The organism is Methylomicrobium lacus (assembly GCF_041897535.1).
Classification (GTDB): Bacteria; Pseudomonadota; Gammaproteobacteria; order Methylococcales; family Methylomonadaceae; genus Methylomicrobium; species Methylomicrobium lacus_A.
Window position 1 is genome coordinate 812,319 of the sequence record NZ_CP169217.1, and the last position, 21,444, is coordinate 833,762.

The following is a 21,444-nucleotide window of genomic DNA, read 5'->3' on the forward strand; positions in this document are numbered from 1 at the left end:
TTTTGAGACGAAAAGTTGAAATTAACGGCGCCGGACATTGTCCTATTGATGTCCGTAAAGAGGCATCAATAATCACTATTAGGAGAAGATCGATGATTTCAGAAATAGACTTGCTGAGAGACGACATCCCGAGGCTAGAGAAGAAATTTGGGGCGGGCGACCCATTTGTTCAGGTTTTGAAAGCGCATTTAGCGGCTTTGCAAAATAAACAGGAACAATTGCCACAGAGGAAAAAATCTCATCGGGGTTTTATAAACTTTAAAAAGTCTCAAATCCAAAAAAGCAATGAAATTCCAAACAGCCGGATGTAACGTGGGGATGGCTCGCATGTCTGTAGGCAACCCGCGTGCAGCCCTTTTAACAGCTTATAGCTAGGCTTCACGTTTCTTGGGCACCAAAACCCACAGCACGGCTGCGATTAAAAATAGCGCGGGGACGTCACCGATAAGGTTTGCTAGCTCGTTTTCGTCCGCAATAGCATGAACCAGCATGATTCCGCCATGCACGATACTTGACCAGATGGTAAACCAGATCAGGCTCAGGTGTTCTATCGGATTTCTTGCGGCTAGGATCAGGAACACACCCAATGTGGCATATATCCCCATAATCATCTGTTCATATTCAGGCTGACGCGGCTCCCACCCCCAACCTTCCGGCCATATCCACATCATCAGGGGATAAACCCCGACTATGAAAATGGTCCCGAAAATCCGAAGAGACAGACTGAGGTATTTGATTTTTTGATCTTGTGTCATTTTTACCTCCTCATGGTTGTATTCGCTTTTTGATGTGTAACGCCAAAGCACAGATGTCGGGCATAAAAAGCATGCCCCATCTACCCGGCTCTATACTGGCTTCAATTTTATTCCACGCTGAAACAGCGTAAAGTCAACGAATGAAGCCATCAGATGCTGAACAAGATTATAAAGAATAATCGGCAACATGACTTGCGGGTGATCGGCTAAGGCGACTGAAACCAACACCAATCCCGTGCCGTTGTTGTTCATACCTAGCCCGAACATCAGCGAAGCCATGTCTTGGCGTTTTGTGCAGAAGATTTGTGCCAATAAATAGCCGGTAGCAAATGTAGCTGCACAAAGCGCAACGACAATCACCAGCAGAATGGCGAGAAAGTCAATGTCAGGCTGGGACAATGCCTTAGGCAGGCTGAGTGATGCGTTGGAATAATTGAGCAATAGCAAGATGCCGTAGTTGACCAGTTTTATATGGGATTTCGCGTCTGTAAGACGATGTTCACCGATCAGACGATGCGCAAGAATGCCAAGTAACGACGGCAGGATGACCCAAATCCCCAGAAACGAAATCACCCCATCGGAGGCGATTTCGTGCAAATCTTCAGAGTAATCTCCCGTCGTCACCAAGCCAACAGCATGGAGAACCAGCGGCGTGAGTAGCGGACTCAGCAATGTGGAAAGCAACACCAAGCCGAGACTTAAAGCAATATTTCCATTGGCGTTCTGCGACCATGCTGTAGATGCTCCGGCAATCGGCATGGAAGCAACCAAGGCGAGACCAACCAGAATATGCTGGGCCTCTTCTGAATTATGCCAGAATCGCATGATGAAACTCAGGCCAATGATGAAGGCTAACGGCGTCACCAAATTACCTGACAAACCGCTGAACAGCACCAACGGCTTGCGTACCAATTGACTGAGTTCCTGAGTCTTGACTCCCAGACCGGCATTGAAAAGCAATAACGCGAGCATTAGCGGTGGCAAGGCAAAATCAATTTTATTTTGCAATAAGACGATGCCGCCCAAATCAACTTCACGAATCCAGATGCCGAATCCCGGCAGCACGGCAGCGATAAAATAGGACGCAATAATTATCCATATGAAATAGTGATGGATGATGTGCGTGATGGTTTCAAGTGAGTTCTTTGTCGATTTCATGCTTTATGTCCCGTTACGACAGTCATTTCTCGGCTCATCGCTTAAAAGCTATGATGAGAATGCCGGATCCCACCATAAAAATCCCGGTCCACTCTCGGACGGATGGACGCTCGTCAAGAAATAAAAATGCGAACAATGCCACCAGCACCAGGCTAAATTTATCTACCGGAGCCACTTTAGAGGCGTCGCCGATTTGCAGCGCCCGGAAGTAACATAACCAGGAAGCACCTGTCGCCAATCCCGAAAGGATTAAAAACCACCATGTCTTTGACGAGAGATCAAAGGGATTATTCCATTTGCCGGCGAAAAAAAACCGAATCCGACCAGTACGGGCAAAATAATTGCCGTTCTAATCAATGTTGCAAGATCAGAGTCCACGCCTTGGATTCCAATCTTCGCAAAAACGGCAGTGAGTGCCACGAACACGGCAGATAAAAAATGCCCAGAAGAACTAATTAGATTAGATGCTATTGCCATATTTGATGCTCGGTTGGTCGGGCAAAAAAGCATGCCAGACCTAGCCGATTGAAGCGTAGCAGGAATCGAAAGGTTTGCGGCTCCGATTTTCCTCAATTCCGCGTGGCTCCATCGAGGCTTGCTGCCCACCACACTATCGGCAAACTAATCGTTGCCCACGAAGATCAATTTATCGGCAGTCCGAACTGATACAATCGGTTAGGCTGCTTGATTTGCAGGATGATAAGGATGCCGCGCCGGCGAGCCGTACAGCATGCCCTCCACGCTAATATCTTCGTCTACATCAGACCAATGGATGCCCTGACCATCGCCGAGAATTTCAAAATTTTGCCGCTGATTTTCAGTGGCTTCCGCTAAACGCCACGACCAAATCAACGGAACGCTGATCGTGCGACCGTCCACGAGGTGGGCAATAATTTCATCTTCGGTGATCTGAGCATGCAGTATTCTAGGCTCGGTTACGTTAACCACAGTGTTCATGCCATGCCTCCAGTATTTCGGGTAAATGAATTTCAATGAGTTTCCGAATGACGTTAAGTTCCTTAGGCGAAAAGCCGCCATTCTTGCCAAGATAGATTGGCTCCAACCAAAATTTACAAATCAGTTTATCCCGTTGTACATGGACATGCTTCGGCTCGCCGCAGTCGAAGCTGTAAAAGAAGAAGCGATAGGGGCCGGAGATATGTTTTATGGATGGCATATATCTCCAGGGAGTCTGATGATTGGAATGTAACGATCAACCCAAAATCCGTTAGCTTATTGAAGGTGGAAATGTCGTGCATAAAGAGTATTCCCGATCTACCCCTCTGTTACCTGACGATTATTATGGTTGTATTTTTGCCAAACCTGGCCCAGCCTTCAGCTTTGCATGGCGAAAGACGGCCGGATTGCCAATAATCAGTTCATTTAGCCTCTGATCGGTTAAAGAGGCGTCAACTCGTTGGCGCAAGCGCTCAAAGCTTATGGCTTGATAGCCTCGCTGATTAAGATAGGCGAGTATTGCTTTCACGTAGACGGCATCCCCAACAGGTGGTTCACTAGGAACTTCACTGATCACAGGATCGTTCTGTTGCTGTGCATCCGCTTCAATTTCGCGAATTCGTTCGATCAATGATGCCCAAGGTAAGGCTCCAGGAACAGAGAAGTCTAGATGTTGAATGGTTTGCAGCCGAGGATGAATGACACAATCGTTTAACTTGATCGGAATCAGGTTATGCCCATTACCAAGCGCATATGCCCATTCGAAGGTTACATAGGATGATTCGGCAGAGTTCGAACTCAGGGCAACAATGACAGCAATAGAATCGACTATACCTCGCTCGATCCCTTGACGCCAATCGGTACCTGCACTAAGGTTGCCTTGATCCCGCCAGACGTTGATTCCTGCCTCTGCAAGCTTGATGGCGATCAACTCGGCAAAGTGATGGTCTTTAGTGGAGTAACTGAGGAATACTGTTGTCATTGAGACTCCAAGAATTTGTGATCGCGAGATACATGATGTAACACCTAATACGATATCTGAGGCGGAATAATCAGCAACAGAAACCCACCACCTGTTTTATCTCGACAGAACTTTACCGTGAAAGATACAAGAGAGGGCTGATGAAGGAAACCCGTCATTTGCAATTTAACGGGATGTCCCCCAAACGCACCCAAAAACTATTCCTCGCCCAACCACCCTTCCAACGTATCGATAATACTCTGCGCCTGCTCCCTGCTGGAAATATTGAATTTGGATTTCTGCCGGTATTCACCGTTTTGCTTCTGATAGCGGCGGATCGAATATTTATCCGGACCGTATTCTTCTTTCGCGCGGTTCCATTCCTGATAGCGGTACATCACCGTCGCCCAGGCGCCTTTGCTGAGGACTTTTTTGTCGAGTTCCTTAACGGTCTCTACGCCGCCATCCTCATAGGCGATGGTTAACTCTTCTACGTTTTCTGCCATGTTACACCTGAAAAATATCAATCGTAGGGCTCGCTGTGCGGACCCAACTCAGATTATTCCGTTGAATAAATCCGCATAAAGGTACGCCAAGCGTACCCTACTTTGCAATAAACTGCCCGAACGCGCGGCTGCCATCGCCGGTTTTGATCGTATCGACGACCCGCAAACTCTTCGCATCGATCACCGAAACGGTGCCGTCAAACCAGTTTGCCACATAAACATGACGATCATCGTGATGGGTACTGATCCCTTCCGGCTTACCGCCGACATCCAGCACCGCATGCTCCTTCAATTCCGCCGTGTCGATCACCGACACCGAATCGCTGTCCTGATTGGTGACCAGGAGCCGGCTGTCGTTCAGCGCGAAAGCGGCCGCATAGGGGCGGCTTTGCACCTTGACCGTCGCCGCGACCTTCATCGAAACGGCATCGATCACGCTCACATCGTCACTCTCGACATTCGCGGTATAAATGCGCCGGCCCTCGCTATCGACGGCCAAACCGAAAGGATGCGCGCCGACCTTGACCGTCGCCGCCACCGTCAAATGCTCCAGATCGATCTTCGAGACCGAATCACTGAGCCGATTCGCGACATACAGCCAGCGGTTGTCGGGGCTGACCGCGAGACCTGACGGCGACTGGCCGACCGTGATCGTTTTGAGCGTTTGCAGGCTGTCCGCGTCGAGCACGGTGACGATATTTTGATACCAATCAGCGACAAACAAACGTTTGCCGCTCAGATCGACCGCAACGCCCAACGCGCCGCTGCTGACTTTGACCTCTTTGACAACCTTGCGCGTTTCCGCATCGATCGCCGCAATGCTGCCGCTTTCCGGCGCGCTGACATAAATCCGCCGGCCGTCGGGCGAAACCGCCACACCGGCGGGTTTGCCTTTCACAGCGACAGTGCCCGCCACCTTGCCCACCTGTGTATCGACTATCGCAACCGTTTCCGCCAACTGATTGCTGATATAGGCGAAAGGCGCCGACAGTGCCGGCAAAGGCAAAGCGGAAGCCGCGAAAACGGCTGCCGCGAGGCTTTCAAAACGCATCAAACGCATGCTTATTTTTCAGCAATCGTTTTCAGATTGGCCAGACCGGTTTTCAGCACGTTTTCGACCGCGGTGTTGGCGGCTTCTTCGTTCATTTCCGCTGGCGGGTTGTTGTTCATGTAAGCGCGATAGTACGCGGCTTTCCAGGAAACCTTGGATTGGTCAGCGCCTTGCGCTTCGACTTCGATGCTGGCCGCGTAGTTGTCCACCGGCAATACGGGCACTTTTTCTTCCGCGCCCGAGTAAGTGATCGTCTTCGCGGTGCTCATTTCGGTGATTTTATACGCATAAGACATTTTCGCTTCGTCGTATTTTTTCAGTTCTTCGCTGATCGTGCCGCCGCTGGCCAGCGTCAATACGCGAACCGCGCCTTTCTTGTTGCCTTCCTGATTGGTCACGCTGCTGATCAGGGGATGCCAGGACATGTCGCCGAAGTCCTTGATGATGCCCCAAACCTTTTCGGCCGGCGCATTGATCACGATTTCTTCCTCGGCTTTTTGACGAACCGGACCGTGCGCGACGGCAACAGACGAGAAAAAGAACATCGCGGCTGGAATGCTGAACAATAATTTTTTCATGATAACTCCTGAATGGGACGTTAATAAATAAACCTCGCATTATATGATAATCAATCGCGGCTGACACATGTTTAGCAGGTTTTTTCTAAATCGGGAAAAACTCCCGGTAAGCCGCCTGCCTTTGGAGGCATGCCAATTGAATCGCCGCGTTGCTTTTACACTCCGGCCGGCGATGTGCTTCGCGCATAAAGGAGCGATGGGAGTCTTTACCGATTCATCTATCGCGATTATCCTGTAGCTCTTTTTGCATTCGATAACGGTCCATGCCGCTGCCAACCTCCAAGTTAGCCTGTCTCCTGCTGCCGCTTGCGCTTTGCGCGGCCGCTGCCGCGGCGGATAGCTCGCAGGCGGCAGGAACGCTAGACGACCAGACGGCACACCAGGAACCGTTCACACTCGAAAGCGCAATCAATCTGGCACTCGAACGCAACCCCGACCTGCACATCGCCAACGAGCGCATCGCTCAGGCCGAAGCCGCAATCGGCGAAAGCCTCGCCGCGTTTTATCCGCAGGTCAAAGCGCGCCTCGGCTACCGTTATAGCGATAATCCGGCAGAGGCATTCGGCATGATCGTCGCGCAACGGCGCTTTACGTTCGATCAGGACATCAATCATCCGAAAGGCACGACCGATTTTCGCCCCGAAGTCGAGGCGACCTTGTCACTGTACCGGGGCGGCCAGGATTATCAACGCAGCAAGGTGGCCGACCTGGGTAAGGAAATCAGCGAACTGGAACTTTCGACGGTCCGCAACAACCTGATTCACGGCGTCAGCGAAGGCTTTTATACCCTGCTGGTCGCGAAGGAAAATCAGACGATAGCGCAGCGCGCGATCGATGCGGTGCAAGCCGAACTCACCGAAACGAAGAAGCGCCACGCCGCCGGCACGGTATTGAAATCCGATGTGCTGTCGCTGGAAGTCCGCTTGGCCGCCGCCCGCGAAGCCGACATCCGCGCTAAAAATGCGATCGAGCTGGCACGCACGGTGCTCCGAACCCTGCTCGATCTTCCCGAAGGCCGCCCGATCGAGCCGCGCATCGAACCGGAACGCACACTGCCGGCCTTGCCTTCGTCGCTGGACGACCTTGAAACCCAGGCGCAAGCCAACCGCCCGGAAACGCAAATCGCGCAAAGGCAGCACGAAACCCGTCAGCTCGAGCTCAAAATCGCCCAAGGCGAGCATTTGCCGCGTGTCGATGCCTATGTCAATTACGGGCTGAATGAGCGCTCGCCGGAGTTTTCGGCCGCGCATCAGAATGTCGGCTCCGGCATTCAGGTCGAGATGGATTTATTTTCCGGCTTTGCGACCCATGCGCGCGTCAGCAAGGCGGAACGGCGACTGTCCGAGGCTGAAGAACAAATCCATAAAGTCCAGTTGCAGATCAGACGGGATGTCAAAACCGCCTACCTGGAATTACAGGAAGCGCTGCAGCGGGCCGAAGTCGCAAAAACCGCGGTCGCCGCGGCCGATGAGGCCTTGCGCCTAGTCACACTGCAACACCGGGCCGGGACCGCGACCGTGACCCGCTTCATCGAAAGCGAAGTCGCGCGCGACCAGGCGCAGGCCGGATGGCTGACCGCCCGCTATGACACGTTTCGCGCCGATGCGGCCCTGCAGCGTGCGCTCGGAGTCTGGCGATGACGAATCCGCTGCAAAAAAAATGGCTATTCCCGGCCGGCGCGCTGTTCGCGCTATTGATTCTTATCGTGTGGATGCTCGGCCTGATCGGCGGCGACAAAACCGAACCCGGCATCACGCCCCTGCCCGTTCAATCGACCGCCCCGAAAGAAACCGCGCGCGTCGAACGGCAAGCGATCCGGGAGGCTCAGTCCTGGCCTGGTACGGTCAGGGCGGTCAGCGAAACGCGGATCGCCCCGAAGATCAATGCGCGCATTCTGTCGGTCGCGGTGCATGAAGGCGACCGGGTCAAACAAGGCGATGTGCTGGTCCGGCTCGATGCGGAACAGAATCAGGCCATAGAACGTGAAGCGGCGTCCCTGGCCGCCGCCGCCCAGGCCGAAGCGGCGCGCGCGGAAGCCGACCTGCAACGGACGCGCGGACTGTTCGAACAGGAGGCCGCGACCCGCGAAGATTATGACCACGCCACCGCCAATGCCCGCAAGGCGCGGGCCAACGCCCAGGCGGCCGCGCACAGCGTGCAGGAGGCCAGGGTTCAACGCGGCGAAACCGTGCTGCGCGCCCCCTTCGACGGCGTGATCGCGAAGCGCCTGCATGAACCGGGCGACATGGGGCTGGCGGGCGAGCCAATCATGATCCTGCACGATGCATCCGCGCTGCGCATCGAGGCTTCGGTGCCGGCCTCCTGTGCAACCCAAATCAAAATCGGCGATGCCGCAAGCGTGCGCATCGACGCCCTGAACACCGCGTTAAGCGCCAAGATCGTTGAAATCGTACCGGCCGCCGATCCGGCCACCGGCACGGTGCTGATCAAGGCCAGTCTGCCGCAAAACCAAGGCCTGCAACCGGGCCTGTTCGGCTGGCTCGACCAGACCTGCGGCATCGAGCACGATGCCCTGCTGATTCCGGCGGCGGCGCTCAGGCGGATCGGCCAAGTCGAGGTCGTGACCGTGCAGGACGGTGCCAAACTGAATACCCGCCATGTACGCTCCGGTTTCAGCCGGGACGGCCGGGTCGAAATCCTCTCCGGCCTGGATGCCGGCGAAACGGTCGTGATTCGATGACGAGCGAGCCCAAACGCGGGCTCAGCGCCGCGATCGTCAGAATCTTCACGATTTCGCAGCTGTCGCCGATGCTGCTGATCGCGGCGCTGATCGCGGGCGTTGCTGCACTGCAACTGACCCCGCGCGAGGAAGATCCGCAAATCGTCGTGCCGGTGATGGACGTGATGATCGACTTTCCCGGCGCCAGCGCGGAGGAAGTCGAAAAACTCGCCGCGACGCCGCTCGAAGCGCTGCTGAAGCAAATCGAAGGCGTCGAGCATGTGTTCTCCGCGTCCGAGCCCGGTCATGCGGTCGTGACGGTCGGCTATTATGTCGGCGAAGACCCCGAGGACAGTCTGGTCAAGACCTGGAGCAAGGTGATGTCAAACCAGGACCGCTTGCCGCCGGGCGTGCGCGGCTGGAACATCAAGCCGATCGATATCGACGATGTGCCGATGCTGATGCTGACCTTGTCCTCGGCGACCGGCAAGACCGATGCTCTGGCGCTGCGCCGGATCGCCGACGAACTCCTGGCGAGCCTCCGCGGCGTCGAAAATATCGCGAAAACCGAGGTGATAGGCGGCGCGCGCCGTCAAATTTCGATTTATCCCGACACCGCGAAGATGACAGGCTACGATGTCACGCTGCTCGACATCGTCAAGGCGCTCGAAGGCGCGAATGTCCATCTGCAGGCCGGACGCTACACCAGCGGCAACCGCGAAACGATTCTGGAAGCCGGCACCCATTTCGAGTCGGCCCGCGAGGTCGCCGCCACCGTGGTCAAGACCGCCGGCGCCCATCCGGTCTATCTTCGGGATGTCGCCCGCGTCACTGACGGCGAGGAAGAACGCGAACAGTACAGCCGAATCGGCTTCGGCCCGGCCGCCGCGAAGATGCGCACGGTCGGCCGCGCCGAAGGCTCCCTGGCCAAAGCCGGCGACGAGCGCGAGATGGTCACGATCGCGCTGGCCAAGCGCAAGGGCAGCAATGCGGTGCTGGTATCCAAGGACATCCTGGCGCGGATCGAAGCGCAACGCGGCCAGCTGATTCCCCCGGACGTCGAGATCACCGTCAGCCGCGATTACGGCGCGACCGCCGACCACAAGGTCAACGAACTGGTCAAACATTTGGGTCTCGCGATCGCGATCATCCTGGTCTTGCTTGCCTTGTCATTGGGCCCGAAGGAATCGATCATCGTCTGCATCGCGGTTCCGGTCACGTTCGCGGTCACCCTGCTCTGCGACCTGATCTTCGGCTATACGATCAACCGGGTCACGCTGTTTGCGCTGATTCTGTCGCTGGGCCTCCTGGTCGACGATCCGATCGTCGATGTCGAAAACATCTTCCGCCATTTCAAGCTGAAAAAAGAGACTCCGCTCGAGGCATTATTGTCCGCGGTCGACGAGGTGCGCCCGCCGACGATCGTCGCGACCTTGGCGGTGATGCTCGCGTTCCTGCCGATGTTTTTCATCACCGGCATGATCGGACCTTATCTCGCTCCACTCGCCTTCAACATTCCGGTCGCGATGCTGGTCTCGCTGATCGTCGCGTTCACGATCACGCCGTGGGCAAGCTATTTATTGTTGCGCAGCGAATACGGCAAGGACGAAGTTCCGTTCGACCTGAAAGCCACGCCCGGCTACCGCTTTTACCGAAGACTCCTGCAGCCGTTGATCGCCTCGCCGAAGCGCAGCCGCGGGTTTCTGATCGCGGTCGGCATCGCCTTTGGGCTGTCGTCGCTGCTCGCGATCACGCGCGCGGTGCCGCTGAAACTGCTGCCGTTCGACAACAAGAACGAATTGCAGATCGTGGTCGACATGCCCGCCGGCAGCACGCTCGAAAAGACCGACGCGGTGATCCGAGCACTCGGCCAATATCTCGCGACGGTCAATGAAGTGACCGATTACGAAAGCTACGCCGGCCTCGCCTCGCCGATCGATTTCAACGGCATGATCCGGCATTATTATCTGCGCGCCGGCAGCCATCAGGGCGACATCCGTGTCAATCTGTTGCCGAAGGACGAGAGAGTGCAGCAGTCGCATCAGATCGCGATGCGCATCCGCGCCGACGTCGAACGGATCGGCAGGCAATACGGAGCGAAACTGAAGATCGTCGAATTGCCGCCCGGCCCGCCGGTGCTGTCGACGCTGGTCGCGGAAGTTTACGGACCGGCCGACGCCGGTTACGATCAGCTGATCGAGGCATCCCACGCAGTCAAGCAGCGCTTTACGAAAATCGCCGGCGTCGTCGATGTCGACGATTTGTCGGTGGCGCCCGAAGCAACCGCGCTGTTTCGGATCGACAAGCAAAAGGCCGCGCTGCTCGGCGTCAGCCCCGCCGCGATCGCCCAAACGCTCGGCGTGGCTTTGGGCGGCGGCGATGCCGGCACGCTGCATGCGCCCGGCGAACGACTGCCGCTGGACATTCGCCTGCGCCTGCCGCGCGCCGAACGGTCGTCGCAGCCTGATCTGTTGAATACGAAGGTCAGAAGCAGTCGGGGGGCCTTGATCTGGCTCGGCGAACTCGGCGCGGTCACGCCGGAACCCGGCGAAGCGGTGATCCATCACAAGGATCTGGAACGTGTCGCCTATGTGATCGGCGACAGCGTCGGCCGCAGCCCGGTCGAGGCGATCATCGAACTGTACGCGGACTTTGAAGACAATCCCCTGCCGGAAGGCTACCGCGCCGAATTGAGCGGCGAAGGCGAATGGAAGATCACGGCCCTGATCTTCCGCGATCTCGGCATTTCGTTCGGCGCCTCGCTGATCATGATCTATGTGCTGCTGGTCGTGCAGACCGGGTCGTTGAGTCTGCCCGCGATCATGATGATCGCGATCCCGCTGACGATCATCGGCATCATGCCGGGCTTCTGGCTGCTGAATGCGCTATTCGCCGAAAATGTCGCGGGTTTCGCCGATTCGACCTATTTCACCGCGACCGCGATGGTCGGCATGATCGCGCTGGCCGGCATCGTGGTCAGAAACGGCATCATCCTGATCGACTTCATCGAAAGGACGCGCGCTAGAAGCGACATACTCAGCCTCGAAGAGGCGCTGATCGAGGCCGGCGCGACCCGAATGCGGCCGGTCTTCCTGACCGCGGGAGCGGCGATGTTCGGCTCGGTCGTGATCATCCTCGACCCGATATTTTCCGGGCTGGCCTGGAGCTTCATCTTCGGCATCTTCGCCTCGACCGGGTTTTCGCTGTTCGTGATTCCGGTGGTTTATTATCTGATCTACCGGGATCGGACAAGAAGCCTGACGATTCGAATGTAACGCTTTTATTGCCGGTGCTGCGGCTGCAAAGCGCTTTGAATCTGCTTGACTGCCGCATCGATCTTCAAGTCCAGCAGAATATGCCCCAAAACCGGACTCGCCTTGCCGGCATCGCCGTCCGCGCCCACCGACGCAAAATCGGCGCCGCTATGATCCTCCTTAAACGGGCTTCTGACTCCCGCCGGCTGCACGAACATCAATTCGGACGTATCCCGGATGCCGGCATGACCGCCAATCTGGAGAGGTGTAAAATTCTGCGCCGCCAAATACGCGAGCTGCCCGTTATGCTGATAATAATCATCGACCTGGAGCACGCGGACACCCGCATCCCGCCATAAATGCGTCAACCGTTCGGCCACGCGCTGTTGCGCGGCTTGGTTGCCGCCGCTGTCGCCAACCAGCGCGATCACTTTAAACCCGTGCTGCTTCAAACTTTCCGCGGTAGCCTCCAACACCGCCTCGAACGTCGCTTCGGAGACCGAAAGCGTCCCCGCAAATTTCATATGGCCGTCCGGCGGCGAAATCTTCCCTTCCGGCACATAGGCCACGACCGGCGCAACCAGCGCATGGCCCAGTTTCTCGGCTATTTTGCCGGCGCTGTACTTGACGATATAGTTGTGCTTTCCGAGTATCGCATGCGGACCGTTTTGCTCGGTGCCGCCGGTCGGCACGATAGCGGTTGTCGATCCTGCCTGAAGCGCAGCGCGGACCTCTTGCCAGGTCATATCTTCGAGATAAACCCCAGCGGGCGCCTGCGCCAGCGCTTTACCGCCGTTATTCCAGTAAACCGCAGGCACGACCACGGCCAGAAAGACCAGTACCGACACATAGCGCCTCGGTTGCTGCAACATAGTCATGCGGAAATTTTGCGCCAGATTGACAAAGGGCATCAGATAAAGGCTCCAGAAGGTAGAGAATTTTTCATTTTCCTCGGGTCCGAGGCCGAATGTCAGCGTTTCCTTTGCCTTCGGGACATACAAGGTGCCGAACAAGGCGTCCCAAAACGCAAAGGTAAAGCCCATATTCTTATCGAAATGCCGCGGCGCGGCGCTGTGATGAATCTGATGCTGGGCCGGGCTGATCGCAATCCGGCTCAACACCGGTCCCCAACTCCACCAAATATGCGAATGCCGCAAATTGTAACCCAGCAGATAAAACAGGATCAGGACGATATCGGTTCCGCCGACATGGTAAATAAAGACCGGATCCTTGCTAAAAAAAGACAGGCAGCCAAGCGCCGCGCCAGACAATAAGCCGACCATGGCAAAGGCCAACAGATTATCGACCGGATGCATTCTATAGACGGTGATCGGCGTCATCACCTCGGCGGAATGATGAACCTTATGAAACTCCCACAACCAAGGGACCTTATGTTGCAGATAATGGCTGAAAAACAAGGCAAAATCCGCAACCAGCGCCAATACTACGGTAGCCAGCCCCCCTCCGAATTCTCCTCGCCACCGCCCGTTAAAATCGGCCAGCCATCCGTTTAAGCCGGTTTCAACTCGATGGGAAACGACAAATGTCAGCGAGGAAAACAGCCCCGCGACGAAGGCGGTCTGCAACAGCATACCCGTATAGAAATACAAGTAGTCGTTGACGGCGGAGCGGTGAAAAACAATATCTTTGGGAAAAATAAAATTTAGAGTGCCAATCCCCGCCTTTTGATAATCCTGCTGATGCGTAAGGTACAAAAAAAAAGCTATCGTGAATGAGACCAGCAGATAAATCCAATAAAGCCTATCGCTAGTTGCTAAAAACAACGCAAATGGAGAACCCAAGAACTTGGCCAGTTCCCATACCGACTCGGAATGAGCAGATAAACTCATAGGCTATGCGTGGAGATTAAAGAAAACATGGTTAAATTATAATACTCATCGCCATTCCGACAAGGATGGCCGATTGACATTGCCCCAAAGGGCAATGTACAAGGTGGCTTAAAATATGGCAAAGTGGGATTAAGACAGTCAAGTACAAGCAACACCTTGACTTGGCTCTGAAAAACCCATGCAAATCGAACACGCCAAATGCCCATTCATAAATTTCCGGTCAAATTACTTCCGGTGAGGTTCATTCTGTTTGTCATCGTAGGACTGATAGGTAGCGGCTTTCATCTGTTGACATTATGGATATTTCATCTAATTTTAAGTTTACAGTTTATCTCGGCCCAGGCCATCGCCATCGTCGTTGCGATGACCGGCAACTACTTTATCAACAATAACTTCACTTTTCGGGACAAACGCATCAGAGGCATCAAGCTCCTGTCCGGTTTGTTCAGTTTTTACCTGGTTTGCTCGGTTGGCGCGGTGATCAGTATGGCCACTTCCTATTGGCTTTATCACCCGCAACAAAATAACTGGATACTGGCGGCAATGGCCGGAGCGATTGCCGGTTCGCTGTGGAATTATTACTTTTCATCGCTGCTGACTTGGAAAGACAGGAAAACCCTATAACGGCACTGCATGAAATCCCGCATGCCATCCCCAACGACGCATTAATAATGGGTTATTAGCTATGATTTCGATCGTCTGTCCATTCTACAACGAAGAAAAAATGGTTTCGATTTTTTTTACCGAACTGTTTAAAACCGTTGGCGCAATCCATGATGAAATAGAAATCATCTGCATCAACGACGGCAGCACCGATCAAACCTTGCAAAAACTGATCGCGCAAAAAAATGCGGCGCCCAAGCATCTCAGCATTCGCATCATCGATTTTTCGCGGAACTTCGGCAAGGAAGCCGCCCTCACGGCGGGGGTGGAGCATGCCCGCGGAGACGCCGTCATACCGATAGACACCGACCTCCAGGACCCGCCCGAACTGATCAACGCCTTGATTGCCAAATGGAAAGAAGGCTATGAAGTGGTATTGGCAAAGCGCTGCGACCGCACCTCCGACACCTGGCTGAAAAGAAAAACCGCGAAATGGTTTTATCGCTTGCACAATTCGATTTCCCACCCGCCGATCCCCGAAGACGTAGGCGATTTCAGATTGCTCAGCCGCGCCGCCGTTGACGCCTTAAAAAAGCTGCCGGAACGCGAACGCTTCATGAAAGGCTTGTTTACCTGGGTCGGATTCAAAACGGCGAAGATCGAATATGTGCGTTTGAGCCGAAAAGCCGGCGACACCAAGTTTCCTTGGCTCAAACTGTGGAACTTTGCCCTGGACGGCATTACCAGTTTTAGCACAGTTCCCTTAAGGATATGGAGCTATTTGGGGTTTTTCATTTCATTATTTTCCTTTGCCTACGGCAGCGCCATCATCGTCCGCACCCTGGTACAAGGCGTCGATATTCCAGGCTATGCTTCGCTGATAGTGATCATTCTTTTTCTTGGCGGTTTGCAATTAGTCGGGATAGGTGTGCTGGGCGAATACCTGGGACGAATCTATATGGAAACCAAAAACAGACCGATTTACATCATTCGCCAAGAGCTTTAACATGAGCATAAGAACTTGTACCCTGAGCACCGAAACCGTGCGTCACCACAACCTGCCTTGCGGAACTGAGTGAGTCAATTATGGATGTCAAAGAAGACCAGATATTAGGGGCGTCCGTCAATACGCATTGGTACTATGTCTCTAAAAGCAAAGCAATTCAAATGCTGTTGCGCTCACTCTCGGAAGGAAACGTACTGGACGTCGGAGCCGGATCCGGCGTATTTTCCAAATTGTTGCTGGAAACCGATTTGGCGGCTTCGGCCCGTTGTGTCGATACGGCCTACCCTTTCGACGAAAAATCGGAAATACATCACAATAAGACTATCTCTTTCGTAAAATCGGTTGAAAATATTGACGAAACAGTGATCTTGATGATTGACGTGCTGGAGCATATAGAGGATGACCATGCTTTTTTAAAACATTATGTCGACCGGATACCCGATGGAAGCTATGTCCTGATGTCCGTCCCTGCTTTCAGATTTCTCTGGTCGGGCCATGATATTTTTTTAGAACACAAACGCCGCTATACACTCAGCGAACTCGAGACGTTAGCCAAGAATTCCGGCCTCAAGGTGATACGGGGCCGCTATTTCTTCGGCTTGCTGTTCCCGCTGATTGCTCTGATTCGTCTTATCAATCGTCTGTTATTGAAAACCGGCAAATTATCCGCAAAAAGCGACTTAAAGCGATCGCCTGGATTTATCAATCAACTTCTTATCAACGTTCATAATTTTGAACTGAAAACCCTGTTTCACTTGAACAGAATGGCTGGGTTGACCGCATTCTGTCTAGCCCAAAAATAATAGAGAGTCTATCGCTTACCAAGCGTTAAAGCCGTTATCTTTGTGCCCATCTGCATGCGTCACCTGTGATTGGATCACTTTGGCTATGCCAGCGGTTTGCGAGGCTTTTCAAGTGTTTTGCCAGTAAAAGTCGTTGCGAATCGGTTACCGCATCCGTGGTTTTGAGAAGAAGTAGCCAGGGCGGATTGAAATAACCGATGCGATAGACACCGCTGTCCAGAACGCACTGAATGGCGCTTAAGTAGTCGTTGGGCTGCATCAGCATGTAATGGCCAAAACGGATGGTATTTTCGTTTAAGGAGCCATCCGGATCTTCCAGTCTCAAGATGACCGCATCGGCTTTTGGAATGTTTTTAGGAAATATATAAATGGATTGTCGCTGTGAAAAATGCGAGCCTATGTTGGCTTGTGCGGACAACACGGCTTGTGCCGGCAAGCGTTTTTGAAGCTCAGCAAGTTTGGGGTCTTTGGCCGGAATCAGGTTCAATTTCCAAAAACTGTCTTGGCCTAAGAGGTGCGGGAGGCAAAACGAAAAAAAGAGGACTGGCACGAAAGCCGCCAGAACAGCCGTTTGCTTTCCGATGCTTTGCGATACGGTACGGCAAAAAACCTGAAATCCGCGCATCCCAGCAATCAAAACAATGGGAATCAGAGCAACGGAATGGTAACTATTCATGCTGCGCTGCAAATCGAGTAAGGACAACGCATTTGCCGCGAAGTCGGCGGAGCCGATCAGGAGAATATCGAACCCGAGAAGCGGTAAAAACAATCCGTAAGGCAGTAACAAAAAAATGATGTACTGAAATCCCTCCATCTCTAAGAAAACTTTTTTCAAAATTTCTAGAGGCGAAGTCAGTAAATGCATGCAGATCTCGTCTAGGCTGCCGCCCAGCCAGTGGTAACGGTTAGCGGCCGCGTTTTGTGCGCTCATCATGACATGCGCCCCGGTGGGAGAAAATTTCGGAAAAGCATACTGAAACAGAATGACTGTATAAAGAGCCCCTAATCCGACCAGGAACAACGATTTTTTAATATCTTTATTGACAATAAAATAAGACAGTCCTAAGCATATCGTCAGAATACCGAATTGTTCCTGGCATGACAGCACGATTAACACGCACGACAAAAGCCTTCTAAAATCATTTGCCAACAGAAAATAAAGACTCCAGGCGATGAACGGCGTTGCCGCAGTCACGGGATGAAAGTCCCATTGGGCGGCGCTGAGCACAAAAGGATTGAGCAGAAACCCCAGTGCCCAGGAAAAAGACTGCCAATGCGTATAACCGAGTCTTAACCCGGTTTTGTAGATCGGCAGCGCCGTCGATGCGATCGCGAGTGACTGCGTCAATATCAGCCATTCCGGTCCCGGATAAATTTTATAGAGGAGCGCATAGAGGTAAAGCCATGGATGAAAATGGACGCCGAACCAATGATAGGGTTCAGAGGAGCCCATGGTCACCATTGGCGCGCCGTTGTTTAGAATGCTCCAAATGGCCTGACTGAAGGCGCCGGTATCATTGATGGAAGTCTTAAAGCTCCAGTGCCGATCAATGCCCAGCAGCAGCATGCCAAGAAAATACACGCTACTGCAAATTTGGAGGGCCCGATAAGCAGTTTTGGATCGCTCGGCAATAGTTGCTGTTGCTTGCAAATTGAAATTTTGCTGTGTTTTATAATTCACACTGCGCCCCGCTCAAAGTGATGTTGCAATTTTCCTCTCCCCATGGCGGAGTTACCGTAACAATCTTCAACTGGGATAAGGCAGCCCACCCTGGCACACGGGAAGCGAGGCATCTTGTAGCTCAAAAGCCCCAATGCCTCAAAACCAAATCGAGGCTACACTGAATTTCATCTCTTGGATCGTTGCTTGTACTGTATGAATTCATGAGCGTCGATTCTTGAAATTGCTGAAATTCATCGATTTAAAGCCTCGAAAAGTTGGTCACTACTGTTTTAGTCGACGCTCCTTGAAGCCCATTATTGTAAATTGGATATGACTTCAAAATTGGATTACTCTATAGATTAGCAGTATCGGTGCCACTTATTTTAATTTTGGAATAACAAAAACTAACATGAGCACCTGATGCCTGTCTCTTGCTGCCGTGCTTCCATTGCTTTGCCTTGACAGCACGCCATTAGACGTAACCGTTCACGCCCCCGAAGCCGAAGGCAAGCAAGCTAAAGCTGGGAATGGCAACCGGAAGGAGACATGCCCCTCCATCACCCCTTGCCAGCAAACCGTCCGCAGGGTCTGATAGACATTGACCTTGAGCCGCTTGCACGTCTCAATCAGGGACAACATCATCGGCCGAAACTGATTGCCCCGATGTGATTGCGTGAAGAAGCTGATTTTCCGCCAAATGACATACGGTCGCAGACTTTGCTCCGCAGCGTTGTTCGTCATCGGCACGCCTTGATATTTCAAAAACGTCCACAGCCGTGGGCTGTCGCGCAAAAGCTTGCGACAGGCGTGGCCGGTGCGCGTATCGCCATGGGTCGTTGCGGTGCGTTCCAGGGTGGCTTGAAAATGTTGGCGTAAGCGCTGCAAACGCCTTCGGTACAGCAAGGATTGGCAACCGCTGTGCTGCCAGCGCTTGCCGCAGTGCACCACCAGGCGGGCCAGGCGCAACAGGTAAGTGCCGTCTTCCCCGGCTTGTCCCGAACGTCCGGAGATTTTCTCCAGGTTGCGGATGATGTGTGCCCAGCAGTACTGATGCCGGTCGGCGTCATAATCGTTGTAAGCGCCGTGCCGGTCGGTGACCAGAATGCCGTCGAAATCGCCCAACAGTTCCCGGGCCGCCTGTTTGCCGCGCGAATAATGGGTCATAAAATAAGCCGCCTGCGGCGTGCTCAAGGACCACAGCCAGTAGCGGCTCTTCCCGCGAAAATGGCTGGTTTCATCGGCGTGAGCCACGCCTGCATCACGCACCTGGTCGCCAATCTGTTGGTAGACGGGCAACAGCCAGTCGATCACCGGCGCTTGGGCTTCGCTGATCGCGCCCAAGCTGAAATCCAGCTGCCACTGCTCCGCCAACAGGCTCTCGATTTGACGCAGACTCAAGTGGTATTGGCTGTTCAGCAGACTGATCCAGGCGATCAAGCCGGGGCCCATTTGCCCGCTCGGCACGTCGTCCGGCAAGGCCGCGCGATGACGCGCCTTGCACTGTCTGCAACACCCGCTATAGCAGCGGTGCTCGACCACTTGGTAACGCACTTCCGGCAAGTCGAAAACTTGATGTCGGCGATAGCCGTCCATGACGACCTCGCCGCCGCAAGCACACTGGCTCTGCGGATAATAATGTTCGATCCGATCCACCGCTGAGGCATCCAGCAAGGCGCGTTCGTGCTTGTCATGCCCCGGCTGCGCCCCTTTCGCGCGCCCGGTCGGTTTTTTCGACGGCCGTTCCGCGCGTTGCTTGGGGCTGTCTTGCGACGGCGGCGTGGAGGAGTTCTCCGAATGCGTATTGAGCTGTTCTTCCAGCTCCGCCTGCCGTTTTTGTAGCTCTGCCAGCAACTGCCACAGCGCCGCAATGAGCTGCTGCGCTTCTTCGAGGTTCTGCGGCACGGGCGCCGGTTGACTGAGATCGATAACGAGTTTTGACATATCGCAATTTTCTAACAAGCGGCCGGGCTTTGGCAAGGGCGTGAACGGTTACCATTAGACTCATCTCGTTATACACAACTAGCCTGACATAGGGAGCCTGAAGGAAAAGCGCTACGAAACGGAGTTTTTGGAAGGAAAGCGGATATTGACAGCCTTCCATGAGCACGAAGCGGGGGGTGATCTTGATGTGTTCTACCTTGATGAAAGCGGTTTTAGCTCCCGTTCCTGCGTACCTTACGCCTGGCAACCCAAGGGCGAAACCTTGCGCCTACCCGCCAATGTGTCGGGCCGAACAAATGTCATCGGTTTCCTGAACCGGAACAATGAAGCCTATTTCCACACGGTGGACGGCTCGGTCACACAAGGAGATCATGGAGGCGACCAACGTTTTCACTTAATATAAATCAATGGCTTAGTAATTTTTGTCGTGTGCAGAGGTCACAGTTGACGGACAACCTTCCGGAAACGTCAAAGCCCGCAATGCATAAATGATTACATACCGCCAAACAACATCCGCCCAAACTCTAGCGCCAATATCACATTACCTTCGCCGACTATCTCACCTTGTTCATAGGCTTGTACAGCATTTTTATTACCCTGGAGCAATTCGCGAAAAACATGACATGTCGTAGAAATATTACATTTCTATTTTTCTCTAGCCAATTATCAATCATGGCTGCCATCAAATTTTTCGGACGCCTTGGGACATATAGAGCTAATTCGCCAATATATATCCCAACGGGTTGAACTTTATGCAATATTGATTAAATTTAGTCCCTAAAAAATACCAAAGATACCATTAAATATTTTTTTAGTTTTAAAATACCACGGGGCAACTTCAAATATCAATGGGGTATACCACGGAATTCCAGACGGAGGAAGCCACCTTACCTTCCGGGAATCGTTCCAGAAAAAAACAACGGCCGAAGTAAACTCTTCCGTTTCGACACCATGCCACCAATAAATTGGAAAAAAAAGCATTTCCCCAGACTTAACTTCACATTCGTAATATTTCGCTTTTCCATACAAAGGATATTTCTCTAAATCAACAGGGTCGCTATCAATTTTGCTAAAATTATATTTCTGGTAAAGAAAAGGAGTTTGATCCGGAGCATAAAGTTTTACATTTTTTCGCCCGGAAACCACACATAATAGAGCCTTTCCCAACGGATGAAAGTGCATTTGCGAATAAACATGACTACCTAAGTAGCAAACCGCAAGCTTTTCTTTTGTATTGATATATTCAGGAACCGTATAGTCTTCAACAATTTCCGGCAAAATCTTCTCGACAGGCTGCTCACTTAAATATAATAGCTCATCGCCGTTCTGTTCCTTACTGGCAACATGCAAATAATCTTTCAGTCTTATCATTTCAGTGCGCGCATCAAGATAAGAGCCGTTGCTCATGCGTTTTACAGGGACTTCCCGCTCTCCGGCAACTGAACATAAATATTGTGAATTCCACAATTTGCATGCCTCCCAATTGGAAACGACACCAGTTATTAATACAGGCTTTCCAGGCTCGGCGTACAATCTATTAAACTCATCTACTGACGGAGCGTGTATACGCTCAATTTGCAGAGGATAATCATTCTTTGAATTCATCATATAACCTATACATTCAAAATATTATCGCGATCAAATCAGTGAAAACCAGTTTACTATTAAAAATACGACA

At 53.0% G+C, this 21,444-nt stretch carries 20 protein-coding genes and 1 pseudogene; 8 read left to right on the forward strand and 13 right to left on the reverse strand.

Translation table 11 applies throughout. From position 1 onward, the window contains the following. Window positions 1-92: 92 nt before the first annotated feature. Complete coding sequence (locus tag ACEPPP_RS03575) at window positions 93-311, forward strand: hypothetical protein (RefSeq protein ID WP_374089683.1); 219 nt, start codon at window positions 93-95, stop codon at window positions 309-311. Window positions 312-371: 60 nt separating this feature from the next. Here the strand turns inward: ACEPPP_RS03575 and ACEPPP_RS03580 are convergent, their stop codons facing one another. The 9 genes and pseudogenes from ACEPPP_RS03580 to ACEPPP_RS03620 all read right to left on the reverse strand — a co-directional run bounded on the left by ACEPPP_RS03580 (window position 372) and on the right by ACEPPP_RS03620 (window position 5,966). Next, entirely contained in the window at window positions 372-755 is a 384-nt protein-coding gene (locus ACEPPP_RS03580; protein WP_374089684.1) for a DUF6632 domain-containing protein, read from the reverse strand. Between the two features lie 90 nt (window positions 756-845). Next, window positions 846-1,913, reverse strand: a complete 1,068-nt coding sequence (locus ACEPPP_RS03585) for a bile acid:sodium symporter family protein (RefSeq protein WP_374089685.1) — start codon at window positions 1,911-1,913, stop codon at window positions 846-848. A gap of 34 nt (window positions 1,914-1,947) precedes the next feature. After that, window positions 1,948-2,390, reverse strand: a pseudogene (locus ACEPPP_RS03590) (EamA family transporter). Window positions 2,391-2,588: 198 nt separating this feature from the next. Then, the gene (locus ACEPPP_RS03595) at window positions 2,589-2,870 is read right to left on the reverse strand and encodes a DUF2442 domain-containing protein (RefSeq protein ID WP_374089686.1); all 282 of its coding nucleotides are present in this window, start codon (window positions 2,868-2,870) and stop codon (window positions 2,589-2,591) included. Continuing rightward, entirely contained in the window at window positions 2,854-3,090 is a 237-nt protein-coding gene (locus ACEPPP_RS03600) for a DUF4160 domain-containing protein (RefSeq protein WP_374089687.1), read from the reverse strand. The genes ACEPPP_RS03595 and ACEPPP_RS03600 overlap by 17 nt, the downstream gene beginning before the upstream one ends. A 123-nt stretch (window positions 3,091-3,213) precedes the next feature. Continuing rightward, window positions 3,214-3,852, reverse strand: a complete 639-nt coding sequence (locus ACEPPP_RS03605; protein WP_374089688.1) for a toll/interleukin-1 receptor domain-containing protein — start codon at window positions 3,850-3,852, stop codon at window positions 3,214-3,216. A gap of 197 nt (window positions 3,853-4,049) precedes the next feature. After that, window positions 4,050-4,337: a hypothetical protein gene (locus ACEPPP_RS03610; RefSeq protein WP_374089689.1), complete on the reverse strand. Its 288-nt coding sequence runs from the start codon at window positions 4,335-4,337 to the stop codon at window positions 4,050-4,052. Window positions 4,338-4,434: 97 nt separating this feature from the next. Beyond that, on the reverse strand, window positions 4,435-5,388 hold the full coding sequence (locus ACEPPP_RS03615; RefSeq protein ID WP_374089690.1) for a cytochrome D1 domain-containing protein: 954 nt from the start codon (window positions 5,386-5,388) through the stop codon (window positions 4,435-4,437). An 11-nt stretch (window positions 5,389-5,399) separates the two neighbouring features. Then, on the reverse strand, window positions 5,400-5,966 hold the full coding sequence (locus ACEPPP_RS03620; protein ID WP_374089691.1) for an SRPBCC family protein: 567 nt from the start codon (window positions 5,964-5,966) through the stop codon (window positions 5,400-5,402). A 263-nt stretch (window positions 5,967-6,229) separates the two neighbouring features. Here ACEPPP_RS03620 and ACEPPP_RS03625 point away from each other — a divergent pair, with 263 nt between their 5' ends. Genes ACEPPP_RS03625 through ACEPPP_RS03635 form a run of 3 tightly spaced genes read left to right on the forward strand, consistent with a single transcriptional unit; the run spans window position 6,230 to window position 11,921 of the window. Beyond that, on the forward strand, window positions 6,230-7,606 hold the full coding sequence (locus ACEPPP_RS03625; protein ID WP_374089692.1) for a TolC family protein: 1,377 nt from the start codon (window positions 6,230-6,232) through the stop codon (window positions 7,604-7,606). Continuing rightward, window positions 7,603-8,667: an efflux RND transporter periplasmic adaptor subunit gene (locus tag ACEPPP_RS03630; protein ID WP_374089693.1), complete on the forward strand. Its 1,065-nt coding sequence runs from the start codon at window positions 7,603-7,605 to the stop codon at window positions 8,665-8,667. The genes ACEPPP_RS03625 and ACEPPP_RS03630 overlap by 4 nt, the downstream gene beginning before the upstream one ends. Continuing rightward, window positions 8,664-11,921 carry an efflux RND transporter permease subunit gene (locus ACEPPP_RS03635; protein ID WP_374089694.1) on the forward strand — a complete coding sequence of 1,086 codons (3,258 nt, stop codon included), beginning with the start codon at window positions 8,664-8,666 and terminating at the stop codon, window positions 11,919-11,921. The genes ACEPPP_RS03630 and ACEPPP_RS03635 overlap by 4 nt, the downstream gene beginning before the upstream one ends. Window positions 11,922-11,926: 5 nt before the next feature. Here ACEPPP_RS03635 and ACEPPP_RS03640 read toward each other — a convergent pair whose 3' ends face one another. Further along, window positions 11,927-13,750, reverse strand: a complete 1,824-nt coding sequence (locus tag ACEPPP_RS03640; RefSeq protein WP_374089695.1) for a creatininase family protein — start codon at window positions 13,748-13,750, stop codon at window positions 11,927-11,929. A gap of 198 nt (window positions 13,751-13,948) precedes the next feature. Here ACEPPP_RS03640 and ACEPPP_RS03645 point away from each other — a divergent pair, with 198 nt between their 5' ends. The 3 genes from ACEPPP_RS03645 (at window position 13,949) to ACEPPP_RS03655 (ending at window position 16,162) form a co-directional block, all read left to right on the forward strand. Further along, on the forward strand, window positions 13,949-14,374 hold the full coding sequence (locus ACEPPP_RS03645) for a GtrA family protein (protein ID WP_374089696.1): 426 nt from the start codon (window positions 13,949-13,951) through the stop codon (window positions 14,372-14,374). A gap of 100 nt (window positions 14,375-14,474) precedes the next feature. Beyond that, a complete protein-coding gene (locus ACEPPP_RS03650; protein ID WP_374089697.1) occupies window positions 14,475-15,359 on the forward strand; it encodes a glycosyltransferase family 2 protein in 885 nt (294 codons plus the stop codon). Between the two features lie 80 nt (window positions 15,360-15,439). Beyond that, entirely contained in the window at window positions 15,440-16,162 is a 723-nt protein-coding gene (locus ACEPPP_RS03655; RefSeq protein WP_374089698.1) for a class I SAM-dependent methyltransferase, read from the forward strand. Window positions 16,163-16,196: 34 nt separating this feature from the next. Here the strand turns inward: ACEPPP_RS03655 and ACEPPP_RS03660 are convergent, their stop codons facing one another. Together ACEPPP_RS03660 and ACEPPP_RS03665 are read right to left on the reverse strand one after the other, a co-directional pair. Beyond that, the gene (locus tag ACEPPP_RS03660; protein ID WP_374089699.1) at window positions 16,197-17,843 is read right to left on the reverse strand and encodes a DUF2079 domain-containing protein; all 1,647 of its coding nucleotides are present in this window, start codon (window positions 17,841-17,843) and stop codon (window positions 16,197-16,199) included. A gap of 468 nt (window positions 17,844-18,311) precedes the next feature. After that, entirely contained in the window at window positions 18,312-19,766 is a 1,455-nt protein-coding gene (locus ACEPPP_RS03665; protein WP_374089700.1) for an IS66 family transposase, read from the reverse strand. Window positions 19,767-19,911: 145 nt separating this feature from the next. Here ACEPPP_RS03665 and ACEPPP_RS03670 point away from each other — a divergent pair, with 145 nt between their 5' ends. After that, on the forward strand, window positions 19,912-20,169 hold the full coding sequence (locus ACEPPP_RS03670) for a transposase (protein ID WP_374089701.1): 258 nt from the start codon (window positions 19,912-19,914) through the stop codon (window positions 20,167-20,169). Window positions 20,170-20,543: 374 nt separating this feature from the next. On the opposite strand, the gene ACEPPP_RS03675 is transcribed toward ACEPPP_RS03670, so the two are convergent. Continuing rightward, window positions 20,544-21,374, reverse strand: coding sequence for a cupin-like domain-containing protein (locus ACEPPP_RS03675; protein WP_374089702.1), 831 nt, complete (start codon window positions 21,372-21,374; stop codon window positions 20,544-20,546). Between the last annotated feature and the right edge of the window lie 70 nt (window positions 21,375-21,444).

Bases quoted from the DNA above. Each gene is read 5' to 3' on its own strand.
- ACEPPP_RS03575 (WP_374089683.1), top strand. From the start codon at position 93: ATGATTTCAGAAATAGACTTGCTGAGAGACGACATCCCGAGGCTAGAG.
- ACEPPP_RS03580 (WP_374089684.1), bottom strand. From the start codon at position 755: ATGACACAAGATCAAAAAATCAAATACCTCAGTCTGTCTCTTCGGATT.
- ACEPPP_RS03585 (WP_374089685.1), bottom strand. From the start codon at position 1,913: ATGAAATCGACAAAGAACTCACTTGAAACCATCACGCACATCATCCAT.
- ACEPPP_RS03595 (WP_374089686.1), bottom strand. From the start codon at position 2,870: ATGAACACTGTGGTTAACGTAACCGAGCCTAGAATACTGCATGCTCAG.
- ACEPPP_RS03600 (WP_374089687.1), bottom strand. From the start codon at position 3,090: ATGCCATCCATAAAACATATCTCCGGCCCCTATCGCTTCTTCTTTTAC.
- ACEPPP_RS03605 (WP_374089688.1), bottom strand. From the start codon at position 3,852: ATGACAACAGTATTCCTCAGTTACTCCACTAAAGACCATCACTTTGCC.
- ACEPPP_RS03610 (WP_374089689.1), bottom strand. From the start codon at position 4,337: ATGGCAGAAAACGTAGAAGAGTTAACCATCGCCTATGAGGATGGCGGC.
- ACEPPP_RS03615 (WP_374089690.1), bottom strand. From the start codon at position 5,388: ATGCGTTTTGAAAGCCTCGCGGCAGCCGTTTTCGCGGCTTCCGCTTTG.
- ACEPPP_RS03620 (WP_374089691.1), bottom strand. From the start codon at position 5,966: ATGAAAAAATTATTGTTCAGCATTCCAGCCGCGATGTTCTTTTTCTCG.
- ACEPPP_RS03625 (WP_374089692.1), top strand. From the start codon at position 6,230: ATGCCGCTGCCAACCTCCAAGTTAGCCTGTCTCCTGCTGCCGCTTGCG.
- ACEPPP_RS03630 (WP_374089693.1), top strand. From the start codon at position 7,603: ATGACGAATCCGCTGCAAAAAAAATGGCTATTCCCGGCCGGCGCGCTG.
- ACEPPP_RS03635 (WP_374089694.1), top strand. From the start codon at position 8,664: ATGACGAGCGAGCCCAAACGCGGGCTCAGCGCCGCGATCGTCAGAATC.
- ACEPPP_RS03640 (WP_374089695.1), bottom strand. From the start codon at position 13,750: ATGAGTTTATCTGCTCATTCCGAGTCGGTATGGGAACTGGCCAAGTTC.
- ACEPPP_RS03645 (WP_374089696.1), top strand. From the start codon at position 13,949: ATGCCCATTCATAAATTTCCGGTCAAATTACTTCCGGTGAGGTTCATT.
- ACEPPP_RS03650 (WP_374089697.1), top strand. From the start codon at position 14,475: ATGGTTTCGATTTTTTTTACCGAACTGTTTAAAACCGTTGGCGCAATC.
- ACEPPP_RS03655 (WP_374089698.1), top strand. From the start codon at position 15,440: ATGGATGTCAAAGAAGACCAGATATTAGGGGCGTCCGTCAATACGCAT.
- ACEPPP_RS03665 (WP_374089700.1), bottom strand. From the start codon at position 19,766: ATGTCAAAACTCGTTATCGATCTCAGTCAACCGGCGCCCGTGCCGCAG.
- ACEPPP_RS03675 (WP_374089702.1), bottom strand. From the start codon at position 21,374: ATGATGAATTCAAAGAATGATTATCCTCTGCAAATTGAGCGTATACAC.